This window comes from Anaerotignum sp., from assembly GCF_045122575.1.
Taxonomy (GTDB): Bacteria; Bacillota; Clostridia; order Lachnospirales; family Anaerotignaceae; genus Anaerotignum_A.
The window spans coordinates 1-12,225 of the sequence record NZ_JBGVHV010000119.1 but is presented as its reverse complement, the minus strand read 5'-3'; the positions used below and the strand labels follow the sequence as shown (position 1 = coordinate 12,225).

Annotated in this window: 10 protein-coding genes, 4 tRNA genes and 1 rRNA gene; 1 reads left to right on the top strand and 14 read right to left on the bottom strand. The window is 47.3% G+C overall.

What is annotated here, in order from left to right; genetic code table 11:
- Window positions 1-108: 108 nt before the first annotated feature.
- The 4 genes from ACJMLT_RS06025 to glmS all read right to left on the bottom strand — a co-directional run bounded on the left by ACJMLT_RS06025 (window position 109) and on the right by glmS (window position 4,911).
- The gene (locus ACJMLT_RS06025; RefSeq protein WP_405728071.1) at window positions 109-1,668 is read right to left on the bottom strand and encodes a hypothetical protein; all 1,560 of its coding nucleotides are present in this window, start codon (window positions 1,666-1,668) and stop codon (window positions 109-111) included.
- Window positions 1,669-1,681: 13 nt separating this feature from the next.
- Window positions 1,682-2,542: a hypothetical protein gene (locus ACJMLT_RS06020; RefSeq protein ID WP_405728068.1), complete on the bottom strand. Its 861-nt coding sequence runs from the start codon at window positions 2,540-2,542 to the stop codon at window positions 1,682-1,684.
- Window positions 2,517-2,918, bottom strand: coding sequence for a GntR family transcriptional regulator (locus ACJMLT_RS06015; RefSeq protein WP_405728065.1), 402 nt, complete (start codon window positions 2,916-2,918; stop codon window positions 2,517-2,519). The genes ACJMLT_RS06020 and ACJMLT_RS06015 overlap by 26 nt, the downstream gene beginning before the upstream one ends.
- 169 nt (window positions 2,919-3,087) lie before the next feature.
- Window positions 3,088-4,911: a glutamine--fructose-6-phosphate transaminase (isomerizing) gene (gene glmS / locus ACJMLT_RS06010; RefSeq protein WP_405728062.1), complete on the bottom strand. Its 1,824-nt coding sequence runs from the start codon at window positions 4,909-4,911 to the stop codon at window positions 3,088-3,090.
- A gap of 447 nt (window positions 4,912-5,358) precedes the next feature.
- Between glmS and ACJMLT_RS06005 the strand changes: the two genes are divergently transcribed.
- A complete protein-coding gene (locus tag ACJMLT_RS06005; RefSeq protein WP_405728059.1) occupies window positions 5,359-6,195 on the top strand; it encodes a hypothetical protein in 837 nt (278 codons plus the stop codon).
- A gap of 38 nt (window positions 6,196-6,233) precedes the next feature.
- On the opposite strand, the gene ACJMLT_RS06000 is transcribed toward ACJMLT_RS06005, so the two are convergent.
- The 10 genes from ACJMLT_RS06000 to ACJMLT_RS05955 all read right to left on the bottom strand — a co-directional run.
- Complete coding sequence (locus tag ACJMLT_RS06000; RefSeq protein ID WP_405728056.1) at window positions 6,234-7,820, bottom strand: NAD(P)/FAD-dependent oxidoreductase; 1,587 nt, start codon at window positions 7,818-7,820, stop codon at window positions 6,234-6,236.
- Window positions 7,817-8,581 carry a tRNA pseudouridine(38-40) synthase TruA gene (truA, locus tag ACJMLT_RS05995; RefSeq protein WP_405728053.1) on the bottom strand — a complete coding sequence of 255 codons (765 nt, stop codon included), beginning with the start codon at window positions 8,579-8,581 and terminating at the stop codon, window positions 7,817-7,819. The genes ACJMLT_RS06000 and truA overlap by 4 nt, the downstream gene beginning before the upstream one ends.
- Before the next feature lie 19 nt (window positions 8,582-8,600).
- The gene (locus ACJMLT_RS05990; protein WP_405728050.1) at window positions 8,601-10,241 is read right to left on the bottom strand and encodes a putative manganese-dependent inorganic diphosphatase; all 1,641 of its coding nucleotides are present in this window, start codon (window positions 10,239-10,241) and stop codon (window positions 8,601-8,603) included.
- Window positions 10,242-10,441: 200 nt separating this feature from the next.
- Window positions 10,442-11,092: an SdpI family protein gene (locus tag ACJMLT_RS05985; protein ID WP_405728047.1), complete on the bottom strand. Its 651-nt coding sequence runs from the start codon at window positions 11,090-11,092 to the stop codon at window positions 10,442-10,444.
- Complete coding sequence (locus ACJMLT_RS05980; protein WP_405728044.1) at window positions 11,089-11,361, bottom strand: autorepressor SdpR family transcription factor; 273 nt, start codon at window positions 11,359-11,361, stop codon at window positions 11,089-11,091. Before ACJMLT_RS05980 ends, ACJMLT_RS05985 begins: the two co-directional genes overlap by 4 nt.
- A 129-nt stretch (window positions 11,362-11,490) precedes the next feature.
- Window positions 11,491-11,561, bottom strand: a tRNA-Cys gene (locus tag ACJMLT_RS05975).
- A gap of 179 nt (window positions 11,562-11,740) precedes the next feature.
- A tRNA-Cys gene (locus ACJMLT_RS05970) sits at window positions 11,741-11,811 on the bottom strand.
- Window positions 11,812-11,814: 3 nt separating this feature from the next.
- Window positions 11,815-11,886: transfer RNA gene (locus tag ACJMLT_RS05965), tRNA-Glu, on the bottom strand.
- A 6-nt stretch (window positions 11,887-11,892) separates the two neighbouring features.
- Window positions 11,893-11,964, bottom strand: a tRNA-Asn gene (locus tag ACJMLT_RS05960).
- A gap of 120 nt (window positions 11,965-12,084) precedes the next feature.
- A 23S ribosomal RNA gene (locus ACJMLT_RS05955) occupies window positions 12,085-12,225 on the bottom strand; the annotation flags it as partial.

Genomic DNA, 12,225 nt, shown 5'->3' with positions numbered 1-12,225 from the left:
ATCTCCCCCTGTTCTACGGTGAAAGAAATATCCTGCAGCACATATTTATCCCATGTTTCATAGGAAAACCAGATGTTTTTTACTTCGATCATATTTCTTCCCCCTTCCTCAGTGGTAATAATAGTCGCCGACGGTATAGCCCCAGCGGTAGCCTTCTGCCCATGTGGTGTAATAGAACGTCCCTTCCCCGGGCAGCATTCTGCCAAAGTTGCGATCCTCTCTGTGCAGTTCATTATATTTATCCCAATCCACAGGATTTTCCCGTTCAGTAATGGGTTTTTCCTGCTGGCCGATATTCACCGCCGCCAGTCTGCTGTTATAGTCTTCTGCGAAATCTGTCACCAGCTGACCGCGATAGAGCAGTTCACCCATTTTTTCATCGGTAACGGAGATTTCATAGCCCACATACATGTATCCGAAGAATTTCACTGCCAGATGGTCTTCCGGCGCAACGCCTTTCATCTGCAGAATCTTCCCATTCCGTGCATCAATATAGTCCAGATGTTTTTCCGCCTGCAGTTCTCGGATGATATCTCCTTCCACAGCATAGTATTTTGTACCGTCTACTTCATAATGGAAGGCAGTCTCATCTGTTTCATCCTCCTGCACCCTTCTGGAAAGGCCAAACCACAACAGCAGCTGTTCCTCTCTCTGGATCATTTCTACCATATCCAGCTCATAAGCAGAAACATGGGGCACACCCGCATCCAGTCGGTGAAGGAGATTCCCGTCCAGATCATACAGTTCCAGCATCAGGTTATCCTTTTCTGTGACTGCCAGCAGCAGTCTGTCTTCCCCTGCCTTTTCCATGGAAATGATGCGATTTTCTGCATTTACAGGGAAGGTTTTGATGATCTCTGCTTCCCCATAGGTCAGGTCACTGTAAAGGTTTTCCCAACGTTCCCGTGGATTTTCTCTCATGGAAAGCATCCCATCCTTCGGGATCCGCTGCAGATATACTTCGCCCTCGTAAGTCTCATCGGTATTGAGGATGGTATAATAGGCATCCTCCGTCTCTACGGAAGAAGCACCGAGGTTCTGCACATAGCTGCCGGAACCGATCCTTGTACTGCCACCGTTGTATTCTACCTCAGCAAAGTAGTGTTCCTTTCCCGTCAGCCGCATCCCTGTAAAAAATCTTGTGGATTTCTGATGTTCATAATCATTCACTTCCGCAAAAATATCCACAGAATCTGCCACTGCAGCCTTCAGCTCGTAGGCATCTCTATTCGGCACATCCTGCATGATTTCTTCTTTCAGTTCCTTTGGCAGGTCTTCCAGTTTATCAAAGGTCTGTACCTTTGCCCCTGCGCTGGGTGCCGCTTCCAGATCAGGTGCGGAATACAGGGTATTATCCAATACCTTAAAATATTGACTGAACACATTTTTCCCCAGCTTTTTCTGATAAAGCACATCATCCACCTGTGCCATACTGCCGGGATAATATTCCGTTTTCAGTTCGCCATCCTGCCAGAGATAATACACCTGTCCTGATCCATCCCCGGCAATGCCTTCAAAGGAGAAATCCGCCAGATGGGCTCTGTCCCCTTCCAAATCCCGGATTTCAAATTTCCCGTTATCCTGCGCCGTACACATATATCCCAGAAAGACCACTGCCACCAGAGCGGTGCAAACCAGAATTTCCAGTACTCGATTTCTTTTTTTCATACCGCTCCCCTCCTTACAGATCTGTTCTGTCTTCTAATCGGCGGATGATATACAGCTGCAGCACCACTGCCAGTATCACACCAACCAGCCCCAGAGTAGTGTTATGACCGAAAGCATGATTCGTCACACCATGCCCCAGCGCCAGCCTTACGCTTCGGATAAAGTCACCCAGATAAATGCAGCCGCCGCCCACAATAGCACCAAGGCTGCAGATAATGCGAATACCAATCTCCTGTGTATAAAACCCTGCGAAAAAGATCCCCGTTACGATCAGACACAGGCCGCCGATGACAGGCATCACATGCCAAAGGGATGCAGGGAAAAAGGCGCTCAAAAACGCACTCCGCTGGAAAGCAAGGAACAGCCCGTTATTCTGAGAAACATCCAGCCCTGTGACAATGCTGTCCTTCGCCAGAATGAATACTTCCTGGGCCGCTTTGCTTTCATAAACCGCCATCACAGGGAAATATGCCGCCACCATCAGGATCAGCCACATCAGGTAATACACTGCAATGGCCGCCCCCGCGGAAAGCAGAAAGGACAGATAAACCTCTTTGCGCTTCATGGGCAGCAGGAACAGGGTGTAAATCCCCTTTGCATTGGTGGAGAATCCTTTGATCTGCACAAACAGCCCCACCAGAATCAGGATCAGCCCCAGCCCGAAGAAGACGGGCAGCAAACTGCCATCCACCGCCATATCATAAGACTGAAAAGATTTTGGATAATATTCATAGGACTGGGGATTCCCTGTGGGAAAAGCCATGGCGATCAGGCAGAATACCGCCAAAATCCCACTCCCCAGCATTACCTTCTGATTCCATTTCTTCCATTGCCAGTCAAAAAGATAATTACTCAGTTTCCAAACATTTTTCATCTGACTCCCCCCATTCTTCCTGCAGCAATTCCATCACAGCTTCCAGTGTCAGCCCGTTTGCCTTGGCATGGGCAACAAAATCCGACACCAAGCCCGCCGTCAGTTCTTTTTTGATCTTCCGAAAAATCCCGTCATCCCAATGAACAACACTGACTGCATTGGGCGGTGTCACCACGATGCCTTCCTCCTCCATCAGGCGAAAGGCTTTCTGCACCGTGTTGGGATTGATCTTCAAAATCGCCGCCAATTCTCGTCTGGAAGGCAGAGATTCTCCTTTTTCCGCCGTGCCTGTAAATATCTGCCGTTTCACAAAGGAAACGATCTGCACATAGACCGGTTCTGCTGTGTTCAATTCCAGTTTTGTAAAATCCAGCACTGCCTTCCCTCCTTTCCAACTGTATCACTTAGATAATACACTTCTTAACTGTATCATATCCATAATACAGTTCTCCGTCAATCCCTTCTTCGCCATTTAAGAAAATCTTAAGAATTTCTACAAAAAAACGCCTTAGACGATCATTCGTCTAAAGCGTTTGAATGTTTTCTTATTCTACGGTTACGGATTTTGCCAGATTTCTGGGTTTATCCACATCACAGCCTCTTTCCACTGCTACATAGTATGCAAACAGCTGCATGGGCAGTACGCCGTAAGAGCTTGTAAACAGGCTGTCGCATTTCGGCAGATAAATTACATCGTCTGCCACATCTTCGATGGCAGTATTGCCTTCCATGGCAATGGCCAGTACCTTTGCGCCCCTTGCTTTTACTTCCTTCACATTGCTCACTGTTTTTTCCAGCAGTCTTTCCTGCATTGCAATGGCAATGACCAGTGTGCCGTCTTCAATCAGGGAAATGGTGCCGTGTTTCAGTTCACCGGCTGCATAGGATTCAGAGTGGATATAGGAAATTTCCTTCAGTTTCAGGGAAGCTTCCATGGCTACTGCATAATCCAGACCGCGGCCGATGATGAAGGCATTTTCTCTGTTGGCATATTTCTTTGCCACTTCCGCCATCTTCGCATCTACCTTCAGCACTTCTTCCGCTCTTGCAGGAAGTTCATGCAGTTCTTTCACTGCCGCATGATATGCTGCTTCTGTCATGGTGCCGCGTACCTTCGCAAAGTGCAGAGCGATCAGATACAGCACGGAGATCTGTGTAGTATAGCCTTTTGTGGATGCAACGGCAATTTCAGGGCCGGCCCATGTATAGATCACATCGTCACTTTCTCTGGCAATGGAGCTGCCAACAACGTTTACGATGGAGATGACTTTCAGTCCCTGTCTTTTTGCTTCACGCAAGGCTGCCAGTGTATCTGCAGTTTCACCGCTCTGGCTGATGATGATGCACAGTTCACCTTTATTCAGGATAGGGTTTCTGTATCTGAATTCGGAAGCGATATCTACTTCCACAGGAATTCTTGCTACTTCTTCCATCACATATTTGCCAACGATACCGGCATGCATGGCTGTACCGCAAGCCACGATGTGTACTCTGCCGCAGTTCTTGATTTCTTCTGCTGTCAGGGAAATTTCATCCAGTTTGATGTCTGTTTCTGTCAGACGGGGCTGGATGGTTTTATTCAGCACTTCGGGCTGTTCCATGATTTCCTTCATCATAAAGTAATCATAGCCGCCTTTTTCCGCTGCTGCGATGTCCCATGTTACATGGTAGATTTCTTTTTTGATTTCATTGCCCGCTTCGTCGAACAGGGTAACGCCGTCGTTTTTCAGTACAGCGATTTCGTGTTCATCCAGCAGGTAGTAATCTCTGGTATATTCCAAGAGAGCGGGAATATCAGATGCGATATAGTTTTCGCCTTTACCCAGACCAACCAGCAGGGGGCTGCCTTTACGCACTGCCACCAGTGTGTCGGGGTGTTCACTGCACATGATGCCCAGCGCATAAGCACCGCGGATCATGCCCAGCAGTTTTCTGGTAGTGGAGATCATATCTCCGTCATACAGATCTTCAAACAGCTGTGCCACAACTTCTGTATCTGTTTCAGACTGGAACACAAAACCTTTTTTCTGCAGCATTTCCTTCAGTTCCAGATAGTTTTCGATGATCCCGTTGTGTACCACGGAAATTTTTCCATTCTGGCTGTTATGAGGGTGGCTGTTTCTTTCACTGGGTTCCCCGTGAGTTGCCCAGCGTGTGTGGCCAATGCCGATATGAGAAGGTTTCTGACCGTCTTTTTCCAGTTTTTCTGCCAGACCAGCCAGTCTGCCTTTCACTTTGATGGTACGGATACCATCTTCATATACGGAAATACCTGCAGAGTCATACCCACGGTATTCCAGTTTGGACAGGCCGTTCAGCAGTACGGGTACTGCCTGATCGCCGCCAATATATCCTACGATTCCGCACATAATTTTCTTACCTCCAAACTTTTATTCGTCCGTTGCCTTTCTTTTGTCGGGAGCGTTGCCCGCTCCGTTTTGTAAAAAGGCCTGCGACCCTGAACGAAAGGGCGAGGAGCATCCGCCGAATTTTCGATACGGGAAGCATATGCTTCCACAACTCCTGCCTCGTCAGCCGCCCGATCTGCGGCTCTGGCGCTTCTTTTCACATTTTTTCTTTTTCTGATGACCGATCGGCAGTCCGCCGAACATAATTCGACAAAGTATTATATCATTATTTTTTGCTTTGGTAAAGCCTTTTTCCCATATTATGCGGGTTTCGGCCGTCCCTGTGATACATCGTCGGAAAATCTTCAGAAAATTGAAAGAATTTTCTTATGGACTATTCCGAAAGATATACTATAATAAAAGCAAGAAGAGATCCCAAGAAATCCCACCCAAAAGGAGGAACTTAACATGAAAAAACTGCTTTCATTGCTTCTGGCAGGGGTAATGGCCTTTGGTCTGATCGCCTGCGGCAATACGAAAGAACCCGAAACGGATACAATGCCCGATAACATGGCAAATATGACTGCTCCTGTAGATGCACTGGCCAGATGTATGCTGGAAAACGGTCTGGAATATGATCCCGCCGATCCCGATTTCTTCTGGATCGCCCTCTATTACTTTACCGGTGCCTATGGCGCAGATCATCCCATGGTCGGTCAGGAGGAAGGCTCCTGGCAGCTGAACATCCCTTCTTCCGTTATGGAAGAACATGCTTCTGTTCTGTTTGCGGAATATGACCATCTGTTTGACCTGCCCTCTATTATGAGGGGCAATGTTTCCTACGATCCCGATGCAGACGCTTACTTCGTTTCCCGCGGGGATATCGGCCTCTCCGAAATGAAATTCACATCCTTCGCAAAAACGGAGGACGGCTATCAGGTGACCGCGGAACTGCGTTCCACAGAACCCGATACTGCTCTGATTCAGGCTTACGATGTCACACTGACAGACAATGCCCACGCTGGTGAAGATGCCCTGTATTGCTACAGCGTAAAAGCGATCACCCCTCTGGCAGCGGAAGATCTGCCGGAAGATTCTGCAACCGTAGAAACTGCTATCTTCAACGGTCTGGCAGATTCCCATACTGCGGAGCTGACTCTGCCTGATGGCACGGTGCAGGCATTCCAGTTTGATGCTGACTCCGATATTGCCAAAGTCATGGGTTCCCTGAAAGAAGGAGACGGCCTTACCATCGGCTACAAAGAAACTGCCGAAGGCAGTTTCATGATCATTTCCATTGAATAAACAAAAATTTAGAGATTGCCGAAAAACGGCAATCTCTTTTATTTTGTCCAGCCGTATCTTTCTGCGATTTTTTCCGCCATCAGAATGCCATCTACCGATGCGGAAACGATACCGCCGGCGTAACCGGCCCCTTCTCCCGCAGGATAGACCCCTCTGTACTGCAGACTCATGCCCCTCTCGTCACGAACGATGCGAATCGGAGAAGAACTGCGGCTTTCCACAGCTGTCAGCAAGGCATCCGGCCTGTCAAAGCCTTTCAGCTTTCTGCCCATGGCAGGCAGGGCTTCTCTCAGGGCTTCTGTCATGAAGGCAGGGAAAATATCATCCATACTGCATTCCTTTTTCCCGGGGCGATAAGTGCCTTCCACTTCAACATTTTCAGCCGTTCCTGTTTTCAGGAAACTGCCGACTCTTTCCACAGGCGCAGTAAAATCACTGCCACCGGCTGCGAAAGCTTTTTCTTCCAGCTCTCTCTGGAAATACATCCCTGCAAGAGGATGTTCGCTGCCGAAGTCCTCCGGATATACCTGCACCAGCAAAGCAGAGTTGGCATTTTCACCGTCACGGGCATGTTCGCTCATGCCATTGACCGCCAGTCGGCCTTCTTCAGAAGCCGCCGCCACCACATAGCCTCCGGGACACATGCAGAAGGTATAAACACCGCGTCCTTTTTCCGTAGTATAAGTCAGACGGTAATCCGCCGCAGGCAGCTGATGGGCTGCCTCCCCATACTGGACTTCGTCCACCATTTTCTGGGGATGTTCAATGCGGACACCCATGGCAAAGGGTTTCTGTTCCAGATAAAAATGTTCTGCATGCAGCAGTTCAAAAGTATCCCTGGCACTATGGCCCAAAGCCAGAACCACGTCATCCGTTTCGATCTTTTCGCCGTCTGCCAGAAGCACAGCGGCAATATAATCACCCATCCACTCAAAACCTGTCACTTTGGCAAAGAAACGAACCTCCCCGCCCAGTGCTTTGATTTTTTCACGGATATTTTTCACCACGCCTCGCAGCAGGTCTGTGCCGATATGAGGTTTTGCATCATAGAGGATTTCTTCGGGCGCACCGGCATCTACCATTTCCTCCAATACCTTGCGGCATCTGGGGTCTTTGATACGGGTGGTCAGTTTACCATCGGAAAATGTACCTGCGCCGCCTTCCCCAAACTGCACGTTGTTTTCTGTGTCCAGTTTGCCTGTGTTCCAGAAGGTTTCCACGGCTGCTTTTCTGCTTTCCACGTCGCCGCCCCGTTCCAGCACAATGGGTTTCAAACCCATTTCTGCCAGCATCAGGCCTGCAAACATCCCCGCAGGGCCAAAGCCCACCACAACGGGACGTTTTTCGGGCAGATTTTCCCCTTTCAGCATCTGATAATCCAGATCGGGGGTTCTGGAAATATTCTTATCTTTATTCTTTTCTAAAATCTTCTTCTCGTTTTTCACTTCCACATCCACCACATAAGCATAATGGATGTTATCTTTTTTTCTGGCATCCAGAGAACGTTTGAAAATGCGGTAAGCCTTGATCTCTTCCACAGGCACACGCAGTGCCTTCGCCAGTTTCTTTTCCAGTGCTTTCTGGTTGCCCGCAATAGGCAATTTCACTTCGGATACACGGATCATGCTTCGGTACCGCCTTTCCAGTCCTCATAATATACGTCCCGCAGGAACAGACCGCGGCTGGGGGCTGTAAAGCCTGCCGCCTCTCTTTTTCCTGCCTGAAGGATCTCTCCCATCTCGGATGCGTTTCGCTTGCCTTCCCCTGCTTCGATCAGGGTTCCGGTCAGGATCCGCACCATCTGATACAGGAAACCATTTCCATAAAAATGCAATGTCAGTTTTTCTTCTGTTTCTTCAAATACGATGTCATAAATGGTACGCACCGTAGATTTTTTCATACGTTTATTGGCACAGAAACTCTTGAAATCGTGGGTCCCGATAAAAGCAGCGGCCGCCGCCTTCATGGCATCGATATCCAGATTTTCTTCGCATCGAAATACATATTTCCGTTCAAAAACGGGTGCTTTTCTGCTTTTCCAGATGGAGTAGGAATAATGCTTCGCCTTTGCGCTCAGTCTGCTGTGGAAACGGGGTTCTTTTTCCTCAATAGAAAGCCCTGCAATATCCTCCGGCAGTTTTGCATTGAAGGCATCCAGCAGGCTTTCCGCAGAACCCTTCCAGTCCATGTGAAAATTCATGACCTGACCTGTGGCATGGGTGCCCATGTCCGTTCTGCCGGAGCCGAAAACTTCCGTTTCCTGCCCGCTGATCTCTTTCAGAATACGTTCCAGTTTTTCCTGTATCGTATTTTCCGTATTGCCCTGTTTCTGCCAGCCATTATATCTTGTTCCATCATAAGCCAGTATGATCTTATAATTTTTCATGGGGTTCCCCTCTTGTTTTTTACTGCTGCAATGCGCTCAACACGCTGGGTACAAACTGTTTCTTTCTGGAAACCATACCGGGTACATGTACCCAGTTTTCTTCTGCTGCACCGAAGGCCACTTCTGCCAGTTCTTTGGCACCTTCCCCTGCAAATACCAGATCAGAGGATTCTGTCAGAATGTTTGTCAGCAGGAAGAACAGCATTTCGTCTTTCTTTACAACGCTTTCCATGTAAGCGGCGATCTGAGGACGCAGTTCTTCCAGTTCGCATTTATCCATAGAAGAGATCTGGCCTGCACCAAAGTTTTTACCGCTGCCGTTGAATTTTTTGAAATCCTGATAGAAAATTTCTTCGGGCGTTTTGCCTGCCAGACTGCTGCCTGCACGGAACATTTTTTCTGCATGTTCCTGCACTTCGATCCCTGCGATCTTCGCCAGTGTTTCCGCTGTCTTTTTATCTTTTGCTGTGCAGGTGGGAGAACGGAACATCAGTGTATCGGAAAGGATCGCAGAGCAAAGCAGACCTGCAATGGCGGGTTCCACTTCCACATCATTTTCCTGATACATTTCGTAAACGATGGTTGCTGTGCAGCCAACGGGCTGATTGCGGAAATATACAGGCAGGGATGTTTCCAGGCTGCCGATACGATGGTGGTCGATGATTTCCATTACTTCTGCTTCTTCGATACCATCTACCGCCTGAGACATTTCGTTATGGTCTACCATAATGATTTTTTTATTGCTCATTGCCAGCAGAGAGCTTCTGGAAAGCATACCGCAATAGTGACCGTCTCTGTCCAGAACAGGGAAATCTCTGTGTCTGATCTTTGCCATTGTCCCCTTGATATCGCTGATGAAATCTTCGCTGGAGAAAGTAACCAGATTATCTTTTCTCATAAAATAACGTACAGGCGCGGACTGGGAGATCAGTCTTGCCACCATGAAAGTATCATGGGGTGTACTGATGACCTTACAGCCTTTTTCCTGCGCCAGTTTCTGAATGGTTTTGGAAATAGGCGCACCGGTACATACCACGATACAGCCTGCATTCATTTCCAGACCGCACAGCTGATTTTCAAAACGGTTGCCTGTCAGCAGCATATCTCCGTCTTCTACATAGTTTTCCAGCAGGTCGGGATTTGCCGCACCAATCAGAATCTTACCTTTTGTGATCTCGTCCTGAGGATCGCCCACGATCATCGTACCATCGATGGCATCCAGTACGTTAGTATATTTTGTATGAGACATTGCAAGGATACGAGTTTCATAAATATCCATATTTGCTGTCGCAATATCCTTGATGGAAATGATGCCCTGCAGTCTGCCATTGTCATCATCTACCACAGGCATAGTGGATTCCTTTATGTCTCTCATAATATTCCACGCATTTTTCAGGGAAATATCAGAAGGCAGTACAGGAGTAGGTTTGATATTTACGTCTTTTACCTGTGTGCCCACATGTTCGATCAGTTCAGGTGTTTCCACTCCAAAAAAGTCCAGTACATATTTTGTTTCATTATTTACATCGCCGGCTCTTTTTGCCACATATTCCCCTTCGCCCAGTTTATTTTTCAGTGCCGCATAAGCGATCGCGGAACAGATAGAATCTGTGTCAGGGTTTTTATGACCGATAATGAAAGTCTTATTTTCTCTTAACACACGCTTTCCTCCTCATCAAAATTTCTGCGTAATTTATTAACGATTGTCAATATTCTTTGGACATTAGTATATCGTATAAAACCGCAGAAAGAAAGGCAAAATAGCATTTTCGGAATCTTGCTCATGGAATGGCTGTTTTTCCCTGAAATACACAGCAAAAATGCCTCAGATCAGGACATCTGAGGCATTTCTTTTTTGCATTATTCTTCTGTTTTTTCCGCTTCTCTCTGATACCAGATATAACTCATCCCTGCGGGCACAATACACATCAGCACTGCCACCCCAATGATCACAAAAAACATTGCCTTTCCGCTGCTGAAAAAAGTACTGAAAAGGATCACTACACCGCCCAAAAACAGACTTTTACCGCCCAGTCGCTGGGTTTTATTCCAAACGGTGTCACTGCTCAAAGCCCAGGGCGTTTTCACCCCGGTAAAGAAATTCCGTTTGATTTTCGGCATCATATTTCCCAGAACAACAAACAGGATCCCGACCATTCCGCAGACAACCTTGGAAATATGCAGTGTACCGGGATGCAGGATCTCTATCAGAATCACCCCTGTTATCACCGCCGTAAATGCCAGTGTCCAGAGGATCATCCATTCATAGGTTTCTCCAAATCTCTCGTAATTTTTTCTTTTCGGATCCACCTTTGGCATCAGAGGCATAAAAATCCCCAAAAACAGGTTCATCCCTGCAATCAGGAACATTTCGCTTCGGCTTCCGTAGCGGTCGATCTCTCCATTGTAATTCCAATGCACCGGAATTTCTGCAGGCAGTTTATGATACACCGCCAGCACCATCAGGATCGGCGCTATCATCAGCAGAATCCGCAAAATTTTCTTTTTCATTCTTCTTTCCCTCCTGTCAGCCCTGTGATCCAGCTTAAAATCTCCTGAAACACAGACATATTCAGTTCATAGTATATATATTTCCCCTTCTTTTCATCAGAGATCAATCCGGCCTTTTTCAGGATCGACAAATGATGAGAAATGGTTGCACCCGTTGCATCAAAATGGTCAACGATTTCTCCGGCTGTTTTCTGACCATTTTTCAGCAGATCCAGTATTTCTCTGCGGGTAGGATCTCCAATAGCCTTAAACGTTTCCTGTAGCCCCATACTTCTCCTCCTTCATTTAGATATCCATCTAAATATTATCAATTCTTATCCTTTCTGTCAATATCATTTAGATATTTGTCTAAATATAGAAGACCATAAAAAAGGAACATCTTTTCAGATGTTCCCGAGAGGCGCCACCCGGATTCGAACCGGGGGTAGAGGTGTTGCAGACCTTTGCCTTACCACTTGGCCATGGCGCCATATTCGACTTGTTTAAGTATACCACTTTTTCGAAAATAGTCAATGCTTTTTTGTTCTTTTTGCATAATATCCGGCAGGAAATTTCTGTAAGAGGTTCGGGCGGGTGCTTTCCCGCCCTCCAATCTTTTACGGCTGTTCTCGAAAAAGAAAAAGTCCTGACTTTTCAGTCAGGACTCAGAGGCGCCACCCGGATTCGAACCGGGGGTAGAGGTGTTGCAGACCTTTGCCTTACCACTTGGCCATGGCGCCATATGATCCGTGCGGGATTCGAACCCGCGTTACCGCCGTGAAAGGGCGGTGTCTTAACCCCTTGACCAACGGACCACGAAACTCCTCAAGCGGGACTCGAACCTGCAACCCTCCGGTTAACAGCCGGATGCTCTGCCATTGAGCTATTGAGGATTATTATTAAATGATTGCACCTTCAAAACTGGATACAAGAAGCATTATATCATCAATTCTTAGTTTGCGCAACAGTTTTTTAAACTGTTATCACTCAAAGTTAGCTTTGCCAACTATTTATTGGTCAAGCCCTCGATCTATTAGTATTGGTCAGCTGAACACATTACTGTGCTTACACCTCCAACCTATCAACCTCGTTATCTTCAAGGGATCTTACTCCATATAGGATGGGAAATCTTATCTTGAGGGCGGCTTCACGCT

Excerpts from the sequence above, each read along its gene's own strand:
- ACJMLT_RS06025 (WP_405728071.1), bottom strand. The coding sequence starts at position 1,668 with ATGAAAAAAAGAAATCGAGTACTGGAAATTCTGGTTTGCACCGCTCTG.
- ACJMLT_RS06020 (WP_405728068.1), bottom strand. The coding sequence starts at position 2,542 with ATGAAAAATGTTTGGAAACTGAGTAATTATCTTTTTGACTGGCAATGG.
- glmS (WP_405728062.1), bottom strand. The coding sequence starts at position 4,911 with ATGTGCGGAATCGTAGGATATATTGGCGGCGATCAGGCAGTACCCGTA.
- ACJMLT_RS06005 (WP_405728059.1), top strand. The coding sequence starts at position 5,359 with ATGAAAAAACTGCTTTCATTGCTTCTGGCAGGGGTAATGGCCTTTGGT.
- ACJMLT_RS06000 (WP_405728056.1), bottom strand. The coding sequence starts at position 7,820 with ATGATCCGTGTATCCGAAGTGAAATTGCCTATTGCGGGCAACCAGAAA.
- truA (WP_405728053.1), bottom strand. The coding sequence starts at position 8,581 with ATGAAAAATTATAAGATCATACTGGCTTATGATGGAACAAGATATAAT.
- ACJMLT_RS05985 (WP_405728047.1), bottom strand. The coding sequence starts at position 11,092 with ATGAAAAAGAAAATTTTGCGGATTCTGCTGATGATAGCGCCGATCCTG.
- ACJMLT_RS05980 (WP_405728044.1), bottom strand. The coding sequence starts at position 11,361 with ATGGGGCTACAGGAAACGTTTAAGGCTATTGGAGATCCTACCCGCAGA.